Raw genomic sequence first — 17541 nt, 5'->3', positions numbered from 1 at the left:
GTCAGCTCACCTTCATGTCGGTCAGGAAGAAGCTTTCCTGCGCGTCCGGTGTCCAGCCGAGACGGGAGTTGGCGCCGTAGATCGCGTAGTCCTGGAACAGCCCGATGCCGGGGAGGTCGTCGGCGAGGATCCGGAACGACGCGTTGTACAGTTCGACGCGTTTCGCCGGATCGGTGACGGTCCTGGCTTGCTCGACCAGCTTGTCGAAAGCGGGATTCGAGTAGGAGCTCCAGATCGTGCCGGTGTGGAAGAGCGGGTAGATCACGCCGTCGGCGTCGAGGCACGAGCACGACCAGCGGCCGAAGCGCACCGCGCCCCAGTCGTGCGCGGGTGCCTGGACCTTCTTGAGGTAGGTCGCCTGGTCGGTGTTGCGGATCTCGACCTGGAGCCCGACCGCGGCGAGGTCGGCCTGGATGGCCTGCACGATCTGCGGGTTGAACGACGGCGAGGTCGCCATCACCACGGTCGCGCCGCGCACGCCGGCTTCGTCGATCAAGCGGTTCGCCGTGGCCGGGTCGTACCGGTTGTCCGGCAGGCTCGTGTCGTAGCCGAACGCGAGCGGGCTGAGCAGGGAGTTGATCGGTTTCGCGTAGCCGCGCTGGAGGTTCTTGATGAGCGCGTCGTAGTTGATCGCGGCCGCGATCGCGTGCCGGACGCGCGGATCGTTGACGGCGCCGCCGTTGATGGCGTTGAAGGCGACATAGGCGACGCGCTCGGTCGGCGTGGAGAGGATCGACAGCTTGGGGTCGCGGGTGATCTGGTCGGCGGCGTCCGGGGTGAGCGTGGTGACGAGGTCGGCCTTGCGGGACTGCAGGTCCGCGACCCGGCTGGCGACGTTGGGCACGGCGCGGAACACCGCGCCGCGCACCTGCGGCGCCGGTCCCCACCACGTCGGATTGGCCCGCAGCACGATCTCCGAGCCCGCTGTCGCCGACGCGAGCACGTACGGTCCGGAGCCGATCGGCTTGGCCGCGAACTCCTTGTCCCCCACCCTCTTCACGTACGCCTCGGGGACCACGGACAACGTCGTCAGGTAGCTGAGCAGGGTCGGCGACGGCACCGACGTCCGCACGATCAGATCCGGGCCTTCCGCCGACGCGGCACTGACGACGGAGAAGTTCGCGTACTGCTGACTGCCGAAGCTCTTGTCGAGGATGCGGTTGAGGCTGAAGGCCGCGTCCGCCGCAGTCAGCGGGGTACCGTCGCTGAAGGTGACGCCGGGCCGGATGGCGAACTTCCACGTCTTCGGATCGACCTGCGACCAGGAGGTCGCGATCGACGGTTCCAGCTCGTTCGTCTTCGGGTCCCGGCGCAGCAGCGGGTCGAAGATGTTGCGGTACACCGAATAGCTGTCGGTGTCGTACTGCTGGCCGGGGTCCAGTGTGGACGGATAGTTCGTGGTGTCGATGACCAGGGTGGACGCGTCGCGTCCTTCGGTGGCCGGGGCGATGCCGCAGGCGGCGGTCGCCAGCGCGACCGCCATCGCGGCCACGGCCTTACGTGTGCGATCCCGTCCCATTGGATCGGATCCAATCTGTTTACCTAGCGGGAATACGGCCGTCCTTCGCCAGCGTCGGCACGTCGACCGCCACCGTCTCCGGGTACTTCACGCCGGTACCGGTGTTGAGCACGACAACCTCGTCGTCCTCGCCGAGCCACCCGGCTTCACGCAACTGCTTGGCGGCGACGAAACAGGCCGCGCCCTCCGGGCAGATGAACGTGCCCTCCGCGGTGGCCAGCTCGACCTGCGCGGCGAGCAGATCCTCGTCGGTGACCGCGATGGCGGTGCCGCCGGTGTCGTAGACCCCTTCGAGCACCAGGAAGTCGCCGAGCGCCTTGGGCACGGTGATGCCGAAGGCGACGGTCTTGGCATCCGGGAACGGTTCGCTCTCCCGGGCTCCGTTTTTGAAGGCTTCGACGATCGGGGCGCAGCCCGTTGCCTGAACCGCGACGAGCCGCGGCAGCGGGCCGGTCACCCAGCCGAGCTCGACCATTTCCCGCAGGGCCTTGTAGATCCCGATGATCCCGACGCCGCCGCCGGTCGGATAAAGAATGACGTCGGGCATCCGCCAGCCGAGTTGCTCGACGATCTCGTAGCCCATGGTCTTCTTGCCTTCAAGCCGATACGGCTCTTTCAGCGTCGACACGTCCTGATAGCCGTCGCGTTCGGCGACCGCGGCGCCGATGAGCTTTCCGGCGTCCCCGATCAGGCCGTCGACGAGGTACAGCTCCGACCCGGCCGCGTGGCACTCCGCCCTGGTGATGGCGGGCGCGTCGACCGGCATCGCGATGAGACTCGCCATCCCGGCGCGCGCCGCGTACAGCGCCCACGCCGCGCCGGCGTTGCCATTGGTCGGCATCGCGACCCCGCGGACCCCGAGCTCACTGGCCCGGCTGACGCCGACCGCCGCTCCCCTGGCCTTGAAGGTGCCCGTCGGGACGAGCCCTTCGTCCTTCATGAGCAGCCGGGAAAGCCCGATCTGCTTGGCGTAGTTGGGCAGGTTCAGCAACGGCGTCATGCCCTCGCCAAGACTGACGATGTTCTCCTCGGCACGCACCGGCAACAGCTCGTGGTAACGCCACAAATCCGGCGCCCGGCTCGCGATCTCCTCGCGCGTCACCGTCTCGCGAACCCGCTCCAGGTCGTACCGCGCCAGCAGCGGCGCCCCGGCCGCCGAGGTCCCCTGCACCTTCTCGGCGTCATACCGCTCCCCGGTCCGCGAGCACTCCAGGTGGGTGAGAGCTGAAAAGGCCACGGATTCTCCTCCGGACGGCGACAGTTGCCCGACATATTGGATCCAAAACACGCCCGCGTCAACCCCTGCCCACCTACTGCGACGCTCACACTCAAACCCCGACAAGATGTCGACACCTCGTGATCTCTCACGAACTAAGAGATCGCCACCTGTCGACAGATGGCGAGTCGCACAATCCCCGCGGAACGCACTTTCGCGGGAAAGTGCGCCGCGCTGAAGCCGTCACGCCCCCAACGCCGCTTTGGGGTACTTCCAGGTCCGCCGGACGCGGCGCGAGATGTCGACAGGTGGTGATCTCTTACGAACTAAAAGATCGCCACCTGTCGACAGATGGCGAGTGGGCTACGAGTCCCAGCGCCACATCAGCGGCGGCCGGCCGCCCTTGGGCAGCGCGGCGGCATGCTCCGTGGTCCGGCTCAACCCCGGCACCCGGTCCATCGTGCGCCCCAGCGACTCACAACCTGCACGGCAAGTGGTTACCGCGTTCGGCGCTAGCCGCACCCCACGGCCGCCGGGCACCATATGCGCGTGGACCTGGACCTCTTCCTGACCGAAGCCGAGGAACTTCTCGCGATCCCGTCGACCGCGGACCGGCCCGAAAACCTGTACCGCGCCTTGGAATTCGTGCTCGCCACTCTCGGCCCCGGCTTCACCGCCGAACGCTTCGAGTCAAACGGGAAACCCAGCGCGCTGGTGTACTCGGGCAAGACACGGCCGCGGTTCCGGGTCATCCTCAACGCCCATCTCGACGTCGTGCCCGCGACACCCGAGCGGTTCCGCCCGCGCCGGGACGGCACCCGGCTGTACGGCCGGGGCGCCCAGGACATGAAGATCTCGGCGTTGATACAGGCCAGGGTCTTCCGCGAACTGGCCGCGTCGTTGCCCTACCCGATCGCGCTGCAACTCGTCACCGACGAGGAGGTCGGCGGCCGGGACGGAACGCGCTACCAGCTCGAACGCGGGGTGCGCGGCGAATTCGTCGTCATCGGCGAGCACAGCGGACTGCGGATCGTCGCCGAGTCGAAGGGTTTGCTCACCGCTTCGGTGCACGCGACCGGGCGCGCCGCCCACAGCGCGTACCCCTGGCTGGGCGAAAACGCGCTGCTCACCCTGATGAAGGGCATCGACGGCCTGATGGCCGCCTATCCCCCGGTCACCGAGGAGGTCTGGCGGACCACGATCAACCTCGCGCGGATCGAGACCACGAACCAGGCCCTCAACCAGATCCCGGCCGACGCGACCGCCTGGCTCGACATTCGTTATCCCCCGGAAGACAGCGACTTCGACGGCCGCACAAGCGACGAGATCACCAAGCACCTGTCGGCCCACTGCCCGCCTGGGGTGACGGTGACCGTCGCCAACCTGGATCCGCCCCACAAAGCCGATCCGACCACCGATTACGTCGCGAAACTCCGCCGGGCGGCGGAAAACCAGGGCTACTCGGCGGAGTTCCTGCGCAAACACGGCGCCGCCGACGGCCGCTTCTACTACCAGCACGGTATCGACGCCGTCATCTTCGGCATCGGCGGTGACGGCCAGCACGGCCCCGGCGAGTACGCCGACGTCACCACGATCGAACCGTATTGCCGGGCGCTCACAGAGTTCCTCGGCTCATTGGCATTTGCCGGCTAGCCGGCTTCGCGCTCGGCGGCGGCCATGGCCGAGTCGCTCAGGTTTCTCATGCCTGCCAACAGGATCAGCAGTACCACCGCCATGATGGCGAACACCGAGCGAAGCCCGAGCACCTGCGCCAGCACTCCACCGGCGGCCGCGCCGAGCGGCCTGCTGCCCCAGGCGACGAGACGGTGACTGCTGTTGAGCCGCCCGAGCAGCCGGTCAGGGGTGATCCGCTGCCGCAGCGACACCATGACCACGTTCGAGATGACGAGCGCGACGCCGCCGACGAAGAACGCCGTGCCGATCAAGAACGGATTCCCCGTCAACGCCGGGACACCGACGGTCAGCGCGCCACCGACGATGGACGCCCACAGCACCCGCGAGCGGCCGAACTTCCGCTCGGCCACTTCGGCGGCGAACGAACCCACCAGACTCCCGCCGGCCAGGGTCGCCAGCAGCACGCCGAAGGCCTGAGTGGACAGCCCCATGGCCGATCCGGGGCCGACAGCGTACAGCACGAAGACCGCGAAAGTCGCGTTCGTGGCGAAGTTGAACACCCCGACCATGACCGCGAACATCCGCAAAAGCCGGTTGTGCCACAGGAAACGCAGCCCTTCGGCGATGTCGGCACGCAAGGTGGTACGAGGCCCGCGTTCGACCCGGAAGGAACCCCGCACGAACAGCAGCACCACCACCGCGACGACCCAGAGCCCCGCCGGCGACGCCAGCGCGACGAACGCACCCGCCGCGGCCAGGAACCCGGCCAGCGGCGGCCCGACGAACTCATTGGCCGACAACTCGGCCGCGTACAACCGCCCATTGGCGCGCGACAGCTGGTCGCGCCGCACCAGCTGCGGCAGAATCGACTGCGCCGACGTGTCGTAGATCGTCTCGGCGACGCCCGCCCCGAGCGCGACGACGTACAGCGCCCAGATGGAACCGACGTCGAACATAACGCCCAGCGCGAGCCCCGCCAGCAGTGCGGCCCGGACACCGTTGGCACCCAGCATCGCGCGGCGGCGGTCGAGCCTGTCGACGAGCGCGCCCGCCGGAAGGGCGAACAGCAGCCACGGCAGCGTGAAGGCGAACGCGAGCCCCGCGATCAGTGCGGGCGATCGGGTGAAATCGAGGGCGACCAGCGGGAGGGCAACCTTGAGAACACCGTCGGCCAGGTTGGACAGGCCCGACGAGGTCCACATCCGCCAGTAGGCACCGCCCAGGGCTCCCGGTTCGTCGGTCATTGATGGAGGATCGCACATCGATTGAGAAAACTCAATCGATCTGACTGTTGTCTATCGGTGGGCTACGCTGACGTGATGGATGATCACGCTTCACGACCTCGACGGGAGGCAACCGCTCGCGAGGCGAAGGCTCTGGCGCATCCGCTGCGCTTGCGGATCCTGCGGTTGTGCTGGCAGCAAGAGTTGACCAACAAGCAGCTGGCCGACCGGCTCGACCGCGATCCGGGCACTGTGCTCTACCACGTCCGGCAGCTTGCCGATGCGGGTTTGCTGGAGCAGGCGCCGGTGCGTACCGGCGAGAGCGGCGCGCTGGAAAAGCCCTACCGCTCGAAGGCACGGTCGTGGTGGCTCGACGACCCGCCCGACACCGACGCGGACGCCGCGTTCGCTCCGATCGACGCGCTCAAGGACGAACTGAACGAGGCGGGGACGGATTCCGTCCGCGCTTTCGCCCGGTTCGCGCTGCACCTCTCCCCCGAAGACGCGGCGACGCTCAGCAGCCGCGTCCTTGCGATCATCGACGAGTACCTCGAAACCGAGGGCCAACGGCTTGATCAGCCGGCGCATGGCGGCATCATCGTCCTGCATCAGCTTGCTGATTAGCCCCCATCGCGGTCAGCGACAACCCGCAAGATGTCGACATCACGTGATCTCTCACGAACCAAGAGACCGCCACCTGTCGACAGATGGCGAACACCGCGCTCGACTCACGATCCCTGAGGCACCACAGCGTTCTACTACTAGCCCTTGACCTCTCCGAGTGGGATCCGTTGGAAGGTCAGGGTTTCGTACGGTCCGGCGGTGCCGGTCTCGTAGATCAGGCCGATCGTGCGGGGGTCGATCTGGACCAGGTCGGAGTACGCGGCGGGACCGGCGGTCACCGTCAGACCCGGCTGCCAGCTCTGGCCGCGGTCGGTGCTGATCCGCAGCTGCATGACCGTCCGCGCCGCGGGGTCGGACGGGCCGGAGAACACCAGCAGGTCGCGTTTCGAGGTTTGCATCACGCTGCCTTGGACCTTCGGGCCGGTCAGGGTTTCCTGTGGCTGGTACGGCTCGGTGAGGGTCTTGCCGCCGTCCGTGCTGTAGGCGTCGACCCGGCGTGACGGCGAGGAGCCCTGGTTGCGGCTGGAGAAGTACAGTTTGCCGTCCGGCAGCTCGGTCACGGTGGTTTCGTTGGCCGCGATCACACCGTCGGTCCGGTCGTCGCGGAAGCCGATGTGCCAGGTCCGGCCGTCGTCGTCGCTGTACAGGTCGTGCCCGCCGTAGTATTTCGCCTCGGTGCCGACGTCAGCCGAGCCGGCCGGTGGCGCGCAGGAATGGTTGGCGGGCACCACGATCCGGCCGGCGTGCGGGCCGTGCCGCAAGGTGATCGCGTGACCGGGGCCGGTGGCGTACCAGCGCCAGTCCGCCTGCTTGGTGTCCGCGGTGATGTCCGTCGCCGCGCTCCAGGTGCGGCCGTTGTCCTTGCTGCGCTGGACGAACACGCGGCGACTGTCCTGTTCGGACGCCTTGCCCGACATGATCTCGGCTTCGGAGACCCGCCCGTTGCGGGTGGTCAGCAGCACGAGGTCGCCGTGTCGCGTGAGAGCCGGGCTCGGGTTGCCCGCGGTGGCGTCCCCATTGGACGACACCACCGACAGCGGGCCCCAGGTACAGCCACCGTCCCGTGACGCGCGCGAGACGACCTCGATCGCGCCCGAGTCGCCTGCCGAGTCCCGGCGCCCCTCGGCGAACGCCAGCAGGGCACCGGTGGCGGTGCGCACGAGGGCCGGGATGCGGAAGGTGTGATAGCCGTCGGTGCCCGAGGCGAACGGCACGGAAGCGGCACAACGACTTGGCGGCGCCGCCGAAGCCTGGGGCGCGAAAGACACGCAGAGCAAGGCAGTGGCCAACAAGGTCGTGGCAAGCCTGGAACGCGGGGACACCGGCACTCCTCGGGGAAGAGGGTAGGACATGGGATGTCCCACGTCTGATGTCCGAACCTAAGAGCCGCCACCCCGCACGTCAAGGGCCAGTCGTGCGCCGGCCGCGGGCGGGATAGCCTCGAACAGAGCACCCCCGGCAGAAGGATGCACCGCATGACCACGGATCGTGATCCCTCCTCAGTCGCCCCCGACACGGACTACGTTCGCGACCAGCGCTACCTGACCACCCGTGTGACCGCCGACGGCCGCGACGGCTACCCGGTCGAACCCGGTCGCTACCGCCTCGTCGTCAGCCGGGCGTGCCCGTGGGCCAACCGGGCGGTGATCGTGCGGCGGCTGCTCGGCCTCGAACCCGTCCTGTCCATGGGCATCTGCGGTCCCACCCATGACGCGCGCAGCTGGACCTTCGACCTCGATCCGGGCGGCCGCGATCCCGTCCTGGGCATCGAGCGGCTTCAGGAGGCCTTCTTCGCCAGGGACCCGGACTATCCGCTCGGCATCACCGTGCCCGCCATCGTCGACGTCCCGAGCGGCAAGGTCGTCACCAACGACTTCGCGCAGCTCACCCTGGACCTCTCATCGGAGTGGCGCGCATACCACCGTGTGGGCGCCCCCGACCTCTATCCGGAACGGCACCGCGACGAGATCGACCGGATCAACGCCGACGTCTTCAAGGACGTCAACAACGCCGTCTACCAAGCCGGTTTCGCCGGTAGCCAGGAAGCCTACGAGCGGGCGTACCACAAGCTGTTCACCCGGCTGGACGTCCTTTCCGAACACCTGTCCACCCGCCGCTACCTGGTTGGTGACACCATCACCGAGGCCGACATCCGGCTGTTCACCACGCTGGTCCGCTTCGACGCGGTCTACCACGGCCACTTCAAGTGCAACCGCACCAAGCTCACCGAGATGCCCGTGCTGTGGGCCTACACCCGCGACCTGTTCCAGACCCCGGGTTTCGGCGACACCATCGACTTCGCCCAGATCAAGGAGCACTACTACGTCGTGCACCGGGACGTGAACCCGAGCGGCATCATCCCGGCGGGCCCGGACCTGTCGGGCTGGACGACGCCGCACGACCGGGAGCAGCTCGGTGGCCGCCCGTTCGGCGACGGCACCCCGCCCGGCCCGGTCGCCCCCGAAGAAGCCGTAGCCGCCTGACAAAGCGCCCACGTGCACTGGTAACGGTTCGATACGTCCGCACCGGCAATGTCCGGATCTCCCGGTAGCGTCGCGAAACCAGGTGCGAGGATTTCTGGGGCTCGCATCGGGGTGAGTTCTAGGGCGAACATCGCATGTCCACAGGTACATTTCGTGCTGCCCGAATACTGGCGGCGGCATCTTTTCACTGGTGCTGAGTGGATTGGCCGCCACACCGGCCGCCGCGCAACCAGGTCCGACCGTCGATCTGCGGGTCACCGCCTCGGTCACGGGCGGACCTCGCCTGGTCGGGGAACTCATCTTGGTGCACGTGACCGTCACAATATCGGCGACGTCGCGTCCAAACCCGCGTTCGGCAGCATGACGAACATCGCGGGGTCGGCCTTCGCCGTCGAGTTCTGGGGACAAATCGACCCGAACGGCGGCGGCGCATCCATTACCCCTGGGCATACCCATAACGTCTGGCTCGGCGGCCGCGTAACGGCAACGGTTCGGCGTCACCGGGCGAAGGTCTGCCCGGGGTCAAAGCGGTGCTGGGGCAGGGGATCGACCGCGTTGTGGCCGAGCGGACCACCGACGCCGATGGCAGATTCTCCGTCACCGACATCCCCGTCGGCACGGACTACTACGTCACCGCCACCGGCCTGTCCAGGGAGTGGTACGTCCCGAACAACGACAAAAGCTTCCGGCTCGACGGTTCCGGAGCCAACAACGGACTTTCGTTCCTAGCGCGGCGGCCCCTTTCCGCGGATCTGTCGGCCACGACGTACCTCGACAAGAAGTCCTACGTCGCCGACGACCCGGCACAGCTGGTCATCAGCTGACGAACACGAGTTCGCAGCCGATCGCGGGGATCAGGGCGACCTGTGACCGTGGCGGATTCGGGCGGGACCTCGAAATCACCCCCGCCGCGTGGGGCGAACTCCACTCCTCCGCCGCGGGAGTGACGATGCCCGCCGGGCAGAGCCGCACCTTCGTCGTGGCCGGCAAAGTACGAGCGGTCAACGCCTACTTCGGGCACCTCGGCCAGGGGTGTGACTTCAACCTGGATCCCGGCCCGGACGGCGGCCCGGAAACCCTGGCCACCGTGAAGGTGACCGGTATGCAGGACTCCACCGGCGGGCAGTTCTACCGCGACGACAACGGGAACGGGAGCTCCGATGCCGGTGAAGGGCTGGCCGACACGAAGCTGGTGCTGACCGATGTCGGCAACGGCCGGATCATCGCCGCCCGCACGGACGCGAACGGCGACAGCACGGCGACCGGACCCGCTGGCAAGTATCGGATCCAGATCATCGGGCCCTGGCAAATCGTGGGCGAGTACCGCCATTTCGACCTCGTGGCCTCTCCGTTCACCACGAGCGGCTCAAAGTTCGAGATCGTCCCTCGCTGACCTGAAGCCCGGAATGGCCCGTCCCGCGATCCGCGAGACGGGCCATTCCGGGTTTTCGGGTCGGCAGGGCTAGAAGTTGTCGCCGCCGACGTACCGGTGTTCGAGCGTGTCGGCGGCGCTCGCCACCAGGTGGAGCGGGTCGTCGAGCTCGTTGTACTGCAGGTTCCGCAGCGGCAGCGAGTGCCGGAGCACGAGCCACTCGCCCATGATCACCGCGCCGCCGACGACCGTGGTCTGGCCCATCTCCTCGAGAACGGCGTTGACGTCCACGCCGGCGACCTTGGCGAAGGGGGTGGCGATCTGGACCCAGTCCTCTTCCTTGTCGAGCTCTTCGCGCGCCAGGATCATCACCTGGGTGCGTTCCTCGATGATGCTGTCCTCGTCCTGGTCGCCCAGCCGGTACAGGATCCTCATCTCGTCCTCATCACCCCGCATCACCTCGTAGCGGAGCCTGACGTACCGCACCAGGTCGTTCCACGTTGCCACTCGGCTTTCCCTTCGATCGTCTGACGTACCCGCCGGGGTTGGAGGCGATGAGTGAAAGATACCCAGTCCGCGCACCTCCGTTGATCACCGGCACCTTTTCCGCGATGCGCGAGTTTCCCGAGCAGACGATCGAGAATGTCTGGCTCAACGACGCCCCCGGCTCGAAGTGGAACCATCGCGACGGGTTGCTTTTCGGGGAGCTGGACGCGTTGAGCGCGTCCGAACTCCTCGCCGATCTCGCCGACCTGACCAGCTGAACCAGAACCGGTGGCGCACACCGTCGGCTGCTGGCGAAGGTCGGCCTGAGCACGGCGGCGGATCATCTGGTCCTGTTCGTGAAGGCGCTCGGCGAGGACGAACAGGCCCGGGTCACGGCGTGGGTGAACGCCCAGACCCGGCTACTCGCCACTCTCGAACTCCGGTGAGCCGTCACAGCAGGTCGAGCACGGCTCCGGCGGCGTCGTCGGTATCCGGGCGCAGCACGAGTTCGGGGTCGGGCGGCACCTCGTAGGGATCGTCGATACCGGTGAACCCGGTGATCTCCCCGGCCCGGGCCTTGGCGTACATCCCTTTCGGATCCCGTGCCTCACAGACCTCGAGCGGCGTGTCGACGTAGACCTCCACAAAGGACAGGCCCGCGGTCTCGTGCGCGGTTCGCGCCAGCTCGCGGCCGGCCAGGTACGGGCTGATCAGCGAGACGATCGCGATCACCCCGGCGTCGGCGAACAGCTTCGCGACCTCGCCGACCCGGCGCACGTTCTCGGCGCGATCCTGCGCGCTGAAGCCGAGGTCCGAGGTGAGGCCGTGCCGGAGGTTGTCCCCGTCGAGGAGGTAGGCGGGCCTGCCCGCGGCGACCAACCGCCGCTCGATCTCCACCGCCAGCGTGGACTTGCCCGACGCGGACAGTCCGGTGAGCCAGATCGTCATCCCGCGGGTGGCGCGGTCCTTCCTGGCGACCGCGGCCGAATGCCACACCACGTTCGACGCCGGCAGCGTGGGCCCGGTGATCATGCCCGCGGCGACGGTGTCGTGCGTGGCTTCGTCGATCAGGATGAAACCACCGGTGTCCCGGTTGCGGCGATAGGGATCGAACAGCAGCGGCTGTTGCGTGCGCAGCTTGATCCGGCCGATCTCGTTGAGGGTCAGGCTTTCCGCGCTGTCGTCGCGGTGGAGCGTGTTGACGTCGAGGCGGTAGTCGAGTTCGCGCACGCGGGCGGGCGTCTGCCGCGTGGTGTGCTGGACGACGTACCGCGCGCCCGGCGTCAGCCGGGAGCGTTCGGTGAGCCAGCAGACCATGGCGTCGAGTTCCTGTCCGGCGTGCGGCCGGTTGCCGGGGCGGCAGACGAGGTCGCCGCGCGCGACGTCGAGATCGTCGGTCAGCCGCAGCGTCACCGACTGCGGCGCGAACGCCTCCCGCACCGGCACTCCGCCGGGGCCCCGGATCTCGCGGACTGTGGTGGCGAAGCCCGACGGCAGCACGACGACCTCGTCCCCCGGTTTGAACACGCCGCCGGCCACTGTTCCCGCGTACCCGCGGTACTCCTTCGAGCGGATCACGTACTGCACGGGGAACCGGGCGTCGATCAGGTTCCTGTCCGAGGCGACGTGCACCTGCTCCAGCTGGTGCAGCAGCGGCAACCCCTCGTACCACGGCATCTCCGCGCCGCGGTGCACCACGTTGTCGCCGTGCAGCGCCGAAACCGGCACGAAGCTCAGGTCGTGGACGTCGAGTTTCATCGCGAACCGGAGGAAGTCCTCGCGGATTTCGTCGAAGCGCTCCTGCGAGTACCCGGCCAGGTCCATCTTGTTCACGCACAGCACCATGTGCGGGACGCCGAGCAGGCTCGCGAGGAACGCGTGCCGCCGCGACTGCTCCAGCAGGCCCTTCCTGGCGTCGACCAGGATCAGCGCGAGGTCGGCCGTCGAGGCGCCGGTGACCATGTTGCGGGTGTACTGGATATGGCCCGGGGTGTCGGCGATGATGAACTTCCGCCGCGGGGTGGCGAAATACCGGTAGGCGACGTCGATGGTGATGTTCTGTTCCCGCTCGGCACGCAGGCCGTCGGTCAGCAGCGCGAGGTTCGGGTGTTCCTCGCCGCGTTGCGCGCTGACACGTTCGAGCGCGGCCAGCTGGTCGGCGAAGATCGTCTTGGAGTCGTAGAGCAGGCGGCCGATGAGCGTCGACTTGCCGTCGTCGACGCTGCCGGCCGTGGCGATCCGCAGCAAGCGGGCCATCAGAAGTAGCCTTCCTTCTTCCGGTCTTCCATGCCCGCCTCGGAAATCCGGTCGTCGGCCCGGGTCGCACCGCGTTCGGTGACGCGGGTGGCGGCCACTTCGGCGACCACGGCTTCCGGGGTCACCGCGGCGGATTCGACGCAGCCCGTGCAGGTCGCGTCGCCCACGGTCCGGAACCGGACCAGTGCCTCGTAAGGCTTTTCGCCGTCTTGCAGGGCGAGGAACCGCGTGTGCGCGAGCAGCATCCCGTCGCGCTGGACGACTTCGCGGCGATGCGCGTAGTAGAGCGACGGCAGTTCGATGCCCTCGTCGAGGATGTACTGCCAGATGTCCAGCTCGGTCCAGTTCGACAGCGGGAAGACGCGGATGTGCTCGCCCTTGTGGTGGCCGCCGTTGTAGAGGCTCCACAGCTCAGGCCGCTGCGCTCGCGGATCCCATTGCCCGAACTCGTCGCGGAAGCTGAACACCCGTTCCTTCGCGCGAGCCTTCTCCTCGTCGCGCCGGGCGCCGCCGAACACCGCGTCGAACCCGTTGGCACCGATCGCCCGCAGCAACGCCGTGGTCTGCAGCCGGTTGCGTCCGGCGCCTGGTTGTTCCACCACGCGTCCGGCGTCGATATCGTCCTGCACGCTGCTGACGACCAGCCGTACACCGAGTCTCCGCACGGTGTGGTCCCGGAACGCGAGCACCTCGTCGAAGTTGTGCCCGGTGTCGACGTGCATCACCGGGAACGGCAGCGGCGCGGGCCAGAACGCCTTGGCCGCCAGGTGCAGCATGACCACCGAGTCCTTGCCGCCGGAGAACAGCAGGACCGGGTGTTCGAAGGTCGCCGCCACCTCGCGGAAGATGTGCACGGATTCGGCTTCCAGCGCGCCCAGATGGGAAAGCTCGTAGCTCGTGGTCACCGCGCACCGCCTTCTCGACCTTCACACTGTCGAAAAGTAGAACAGGTTCTTGTGCGCGGTCAAGGCGCGGAGGAAACTGCCTGGCATGGACCTCGTCGCTCTCGAAGAAATTCGCCGGCTGAAGTACCGCTATCTGCGCTGCGTCGACCTGAAGCTCTGGGACGACCTCGCCGAGACCCTCACGCCGGACGCCGTCGCCGACTACGGGACCCCGGTCTACGGCAAACCACTGCTCCTGACCGGCCGCGACGAGATCGTGCGGTTCATGCGGGAGACACTCGGGCCCGGTATCACCACGGTGCATCTGGCGAGCCAGCCCGAAATCGACATCGACGGCGACACCGCCACCGGGACCTGGGGCTTCGAGGACACCGTGATCGCCAGCGAGCACAAGACGGTGATCCAGGGCGCCGCGTTCTACGAAGACACCTACGCCCGCGGCGAGGACGGCGTCTGGCGGATCAGCCGCACTGGCTACACCCGGACCTACGAAGCCGTGTTCTCCTACGCCGACCTCCCGGGTTTCCGGCTCACCGCGAACCGCTGGGCACCGGTCGAACAAACCCAGTCTTAGAACGCGTTCTCATCGAATTCGGACCATAAGGAGACCCGGTTGTTCACCCAGCCGTTCGCCGACGCGGTACTGGCGGCCGAAAAGATCATCACGGAAGCCCCGCATATCCGGACCGAACAGGACCTGCTGGAGGGCTACGACTATCTCGCGGGCAGCATCCGGGCCTCGATGCAGATGGCCTGGGCCTACGAACGCGACTTCCCGTTCTTCACGCAGTCCACCGGGCCGTACACGAAAATGGGCCTCGACAACCCGGACACGCTGTACTTCCACGCCAACATCCGCGACGACGCCGAATACATTGTCACCGGCAGGCGGGGCAGCACCCGGGACCTGAGTTTCCAGGTGCTCAACGGCGACTACTCCCCCGTCGACGTGCCGGACAGTCTCACCGCGTTCGACGATCGGGAAATCAAGATCGGCGAGGACGGCGAGTTCGAGGTCCGGTTCGGCCCTGAGTGTTCAGGCCCGAATCACTTCACGCTCGGACCCGGCTCGGCGATGCTCGTGGTGCGCGAGGTGTACAGCGACTGGACGGCCGAAAACCGTGGTGTGCTGCGCATCCAGCGCGCGGACCGCGTCGGCTCGGCGCCCGCGGCACTGACCGAGGACCTGATCCGCAAACGCTACGGCGTCGCGGGAAAGATGTTGCTGGGGCGGCTCAAGACGTTCCTCGCTTTTCCCGAGTGGTTCTACCTGAAGCTGCCGGTGAACACGATGACCGCGCCGCGGTCCACCCCGGGCGGGCTCACCACGCAGTTCTCCTCCGCCGGGCACTACGAACTGGCCGACAACCAGGCGATGGTGGTCACCGTGCCGAAGTCGGACGCGCCTTACCAGGGCATCCAGCTCGGCAGCATGTGGTACCTGTCGCTGGACTACCTCAACCACCAGACGAGCCTCACCGCCGACCAGGCGCACGTGGACCCGGACGGGAAGATCCGATTCGTGATCAGCGAACGGGATCCCGGGTTGGCGAACTGGCTCGAACGCACCGGGCATGCCCGCGGTTACGTGCAGATCCGCTGGCAGCGCCTGTCCCGCGACCTCACCGCCGAGGACGGGCCCGAAGTCGAGGTGGTCGAGGTGGACGAACTCCCCGAGCGGCTTCCGTTCTACGACACCGCGCGTGTGACTCCCGAGCAGTACGCGGCGACGATCGCGACCCGACAGGCGGCCGTGGCCGCCAGGATGCTGGGCTGAAACTGTGTCCCCGCAAACACCGTTACTCCAAGGGAAAGTCGTGGTCGTCTCCGGCATCGGCCCCGGGCTCGGGCGCTCGATCGCGCTTCGCTGCGCGCACGCCGGTGCCGACATCGTTCTCGCCGCCCGCACCGAATCGCGGCTCGCGGAGGTGGCCAAAGAGGTCACCGACCTGGGCCGGCGCGCGGTGACGGTCCCCACCGACATCACCGACGACGCGTCCGCCACACAGCTGGCCGACCAGGCGGTGGAGGCGTTCGGCCGGGTGGACACCTTGGTGAACAACGCGTTCGCGATCCCGCCGATCACCGATCTGCTGGAGGTCGACCTCGATGACGTCCGGGCCGGGTTCGAAGCGTCGTCGCTCGCCGCGCTGCGCCTGACCCGGTTGTTCACCCCTGCGCTCGAAGACACCGGCGGCTCGGTGGTGATGATCAACTCGGCGGTGCTGCGCCATTCCCGCCGCACCTTCGGCCCGTACAAGATGGCCAAGGCCAGCCTGCTCGCCCTCGCGCAGAGCCTCGCCACCGAACTCGGGCCACGCGGCATCCGGGTCAACACCGTCGCGCCGGGCTATATCTGGGCGGACTCGCTGAAGTGGTACTTCGCTTACCTGGCCGAGAAACGCGGCGTCGAACCGCAACAGGTCTACGACGAGACCGCGGCCACCATCGACCTGCGGAAGCTGCCGGAGCCGGACGAGATCGCCGACGCCGTGGTGTTCCTCGCCTCGCCGCTGGCCCGGATCATCACCGGGCAGTGCCTCGACGTCAACGGTGGCGAGTACCACCACTGAAGGAGCAAAATGCCTCTCGGACGTGACGACGTCGGCACCGTCGAAGACCTGCACGCCTCGGCCACGAAGGTCACCGGACTGACCGACTTCGGCTCCGGCGACTACCTCGACGGACTTCAGGTGCTGCTTGAGTCCTACGAGCGCGACGCGGGCCTGACCCCGTTGGGCAACAAGGTGAAACGCGCGTTCCTGCGCGGCGCGCTGATGGCCCGGCTGCTCAGCGAGTCGGGCTGGAAGCAGTATCCGGACTACGCCCAGGTGGCGATCGAGCGGCCGATCTTCGTCACCGGGCTTCCCCGCACCGGGACCACCGCGCTGCACCGGCTGCTCACCGAGGATCCGGCGCACCAGGGACTGGAGGTGTGGCTCACCGAGGTGCCCCAGCCCCGGCCGCCACGCGAGACGTGGCCGGACAACCCGGTGTTCCAACGACTTCAGTCCGCCTACGAGCAGCATCACGTCGAGCATCCGGAATTCATGGGGCTGCATTTCATGTCGGCCGAGCAGGTCGAGGAGTGCTGGCAACTGCTGCGGCAGTCGATGACGTCGATCTCCTTCGAGTGCCTGGCTTTCCTGCCTGGCTATTCGTCCTGGTTGGACGGTCGGGATTGGACGGACGCCTACCGCAGGCATCGCCGTAACCTGCAGCTCATCGGCCTGCCCGACGCCGGGAAACGCTGGGTACTCAAGAACCCCAGCCACCTGTTCGCGGTCGACGCGCTGTTCGAGGCGTACCCGGACGCGCTGGTGATCCAGACACACCGCGCGCCGCGGGTGGCGATGGCGTCGGTGTGCAGCCTCACCGAACGCGCGACCGAAGGCTGGTCCGACGTCTACCGGGGAGCGGTCGTCGGCCGCGCCCAGCTCGACCTCTGGGCCGGCGGGCTCGACAGCTTCAGCTCGGCCCGCGCGAGGCACGATCCGAACCGCTTCTACGACGTCCACTACGACGACTTCGTCGCCGACCCGATCGGCACCGTCGAGTCGATCTACGCCCATTTCGGCCTCCCGCTGACCCCCGAAGCCGAAACCGCGATGGCCACCTTGCACACCGAAAGCCGGTCCGGCGAACGGCGGCCTTCGCACCGCTACCAGCTGGCCGATTTCGGCCTGACCGGCGAGGAGGTAGACGCCCGCTTCGGCGACTACCTGCAGGCCCACGCCCAGTGACGGCCTTGCTGGACGTTTCCGCTGGGCAGGGGTCGTGAGTGGCTACAAGTGTTATTATAGAACACTTGTAGCCACTCAC

17 protein-coding genes are annotated in these 17541 nt (G+C 67.7%); 10 read left to right on the top strand and 7 right to left on the bottom strand.

What is annotated here, in order from left to right; all coding sequences use genetic code 11:
- Position 1: 1 nt before the first annotated feature.
- Together VGP60_RS35625 and VGP60_RS35620 are read right to left on the bottom strand one after the other, a co-directional pair.
- A complete protein-coding gene (locus VGP60_RS35625) occupies positions 2-1519 on the bottom strand; it encodes an ABC transporter substrate-binding protein (protein WP_327552595.1) in 1518 nt (505 codons plus the stop codon).
- Between the two features lie 19 nt (positions 1520-1538).
- Positions 1539-2756 (bottom strand): threonine synthase, encoded by a 1218-nt coding sequence (locus VGP60_RS35620; RefSeq protein WP_327552594.1) that lies wholly within the window; start codon positions 2754-2756, stop codon positions 1539-1541.
- Positions 2757-3284: 528 nt separating this feature from the next.
- Here VGP60_RS35620 and VGP60_RS35615 point away from each other — a divergent pair.
- A complete protein-coding gene (locus tag VGP60_RS35615; RefSeq protein WP_327552593.1) occupies positions 3285-4388 on the top strand; it encodes a M20 family metallopeptidase in 1104 nt (367 codons plus the stop codon).
- Here VGP60_RS35615 and VGP60_RS35610 read toward each other — a convergent pair.
- Positions 4385-5614: an MFS transporter gene (locus VGP60_RS35610; RefSeq protein ID WP_327552592.1), complete on the bottom strand. Its 1230-nt coding sequence runs from the start codon at positions 5612-5614 to the stop codon at positions 4385-4387. The genes VGP60_RS35615 and VGP60_RS35610 overlap by 4 nt on opposite strands.
- A 75-nt stretch (positions 5615-5689) precedes the next feature.
- On the opposite strand from VGP60_RS35610, the gene VGP60_RS35605 reads away from it, so the two are divergent.
- Positions 5690-6217: a winged helix-turn-helix domain-containing protein gene (locus VGP60_RS35605; protein WP_327552591.1), complete on the top strand. Its 528-nt coding sequence runs from the start codon at positions 5690-5692 to the stop codon at positions 6215-6217.
- A 137-nt stretch (positions 6218-6354) separates the two neighbouring features.
- On the opposite strand, the gene VGP60_RS35600 is transcribed toward VGP60_RS35605, so the two are convergent.
- Positions 6355-7485, bottom strand: coding sequence for a sialidase family protein (locus tag VGP60_RS35600; RefSeq protein WP_327552590.1), 1131 nt, complete (start codon positions 7483-7485; stop codon positions 6355-6357).
- A gap of 207 nt (positions 7486-7692) precedes the next feature.
- Here VGP60_RS35600 and VGP60_RS35595 point away from each other — a divergent pair, with 207 nt between their 5' ends.
- From VGP60_RS35595 to VGP60_RS35585, 3 genes are all read left to right on the top strand, one after another.
- On the top strand, positions 7693-8700 hold the full coding sequence (locus tag VGP60_RS35595; protein ID WP_327552589.1) for a glutathione S-transferase family protein: 1008 nt from the start codon (positions 7693-7695) through the stop codon (positions 8698-8700).
- 530 nt (positions 8701-9230) lie between these two features.
- Positions 9231-9524: a hypothetical protein gene (locus VGP60_RS35590; RefSeq protein WP_327552588.1), complete on the top strand. Its 294-nt coding sequence runs from the start codon at positions 9231-9233 to the stop codon at positions 9522-9524.
- A gap of 125 nt (positions 9525-9649) precedes the next feature.
- On the top strand, positions 9650-10093 hold the full coding sequence (locus tag VGP60_RS35585; protein ID WP_327552587.1) for a hypothetical protein: 444 nt from the start codon (positions 9650-9652) through the stop codon (positions 10091-10093).
- A 69-nt stretch (positions 10094-10162) separates the two neighbouring features.
- On the opposite strand, the gene VGP60_RS35580 is transcribed toward VGP60_RS35585, so the two are convergent.
- Positions 10163-10579, bottom strand: a complete 417-nt coding sequence (locus VGP60_RS35580; RefSeq protein WP_327552586.1) for a hypothetical protein — start codon at positions 10577-10579, stop codon at positions 10163-10165.
- Between the two features lie 47 nt (positions 10580-10626).
- On the opposite strand from VGP60_RS35580, the gene VGP60_RS35575 reads away from it, so the two are divergent.
- A complete protein-coding gene (locus VGP60_RS35575) occupies positions 10627-10836 on the top strand; it encodes a hypothetical protein (RefSeq protein WP_327552585.1) in 210 nt (69 codons plus the stop codon).
- Positions 10837-11008: 172 nt separating this feature from the next.
- On the opposite strand, the gene cysC is transcribed toward VGP60_RS35575, so the two are convergent.
- Positions 11009-12814: an adenylyl-sulfate kinase gene (gene cysC / locus VGP60_RS35570; protein ID WP_327552584.1), complete on the bottom strand. Its 1806-nt coding sequence runs from the start codon at positions 12812-12814 to the stop codon at positions 11009-11011.
- Entirely contained in the window at positions 12814-13719 is a 906-nt protein-coding gene (gene cysD / locus VGP60_RS35565; protein WP_327552583.1) for a sulfate adenylyltransferase subunit CysD, read from the bottom strand. The genes cysC and cysD overlap by 1 nt, the downstream gene beginning before the upstream one ends.
- An 85-nt stretch (positions 13720-13804) precedes the next feature.
- Here cysD and VGP60_RS35560 point away from each other — a divergent pair, with 85 nt between their 5' ends.
- From VGP60_RS35560 to VGP60_RS35545, 4 genes are read left to right on the top strand one after another with little or no spacing between them, the layout of a single operon-like run.
- Complete coding sequence (locus VGP60_RS35560) at positions 13805-14293, top strand: nuclear transport factor 2 family protein (RefSeq protein ID WP_327552582.1); 489 nt, start codon at positions 13805-13807, stop codon at positions 14291-14293.
- 39 nt (positions 14294-14332) lie between these two features.
- Positions 14333-15496 (top strand): hypothetical protein, encoded by a 1164-nt coding sequence (locus VGP60_RS35555; RefSeq protein WP_327552581.1) that lies wholly within the window; start codon positions 14333-14335, stop codon positions 15494-15496.
- A gap of 4 nt (positions 15497-15500) precedes the next feature.
- Positions 15501-16292 (top strand): SDR family oxidoreductase, encoded by a 792-nt coding sequence (locus VGP60_RS35550; protein WP_327552580.1) that lies wholly within the window; start codon positions 15501-15503, stop codon positions 16290-16292.
- Positions 16293-16301: 9 nt separating this feature from the next.
- Positions 16302-17462, top strand: a complete 1161-nt coding sequence (locus VGP60_RS35545; RefSeq protein ID WP_327552579.1) for a sulfotransferase — start codon at positions 16302-16304, stop codon at positions 17460-17462.
- Positions 17463-17541 lie beyond the last annotated feature (79 nt).

This window comes from Amycolatopsis sp. (genome assembly GCF_036008905.1).
In the GTDB taxonomy this organism is placed as follows: Bacteria; Actinomycetota; Actinomycetes; order Mycobacteriales; family Pseudonocardiaceae; genus Amycolatopsis.
This window is presented reverse-complemented; position numbering and strand designations above follow the sequence as displayed.

Bases quoted from the DNA above. Each gene is read 5' to 3' on its own strand.
- VGP60_RS35625 (WP_327552595.1), bottom strand. From the start codon at position 1,519: ATGGGACGGGATCGCACACGTAAGGCCGTGGCCGCGATGGCGGTCGCG.
- VGP60_RS35610 (WP_327552592.1), bottom strand. From the start codon at position 5,614: ATGACCGACGAACCGGGAGCCCTGGGCGGTGCCTACTGGCGGATGTGG.
- VGP60_RS35605 (WP_327552591.1), top strand. From the start codon at position 5,690: ATGGATGATCACGCTTCACGACCTCGACGGGAGGCAACCGCTCGCGAG.
- VGP60_RS35595 (WP_327552589.1), top strand. From the start codon at position 7,693: ATGACCACGGATCGTGATCCCTCCTCAGTCGCCCCCGACACGGACTAC.
- VGP60_RS35585 (WP_327552587.1), top strand. From the start codon at position 9,650: ATGCCCGCCGGGCAGAGCCGCACCTTCGTCGTGGCCGGCAAAGTACGA.
- VGP60_RS35575 (WP_327552585.1), top strand. From the start codon at position 10,627: ATGAGTGAAAGATACCCAGTCCGCGCACCTCCGTTGATCACCGGCACC.
- cysC (WP_327552584.1), bottom strand. From the start codon at position 12,814: ATGGCCCGCTTGCTGCGGATCGCCACGGCCGGCAGCGTCGACGACGGC.
- VGP60_RS35560 (WP_327552582.1), top strand. From the start codon at position 13,805: ATGGACCTCGTCGCTCTCGAAGAAATTCGCCGGCTGAAGTACCGCTAT.
- VGP60_RS35545 (WP_327552579.1), top strand. From the start codon at position 16,302: ATGCCTCTCGGACGTGACGACGTCGGCACCGTCGAAGACCTGCACGCC.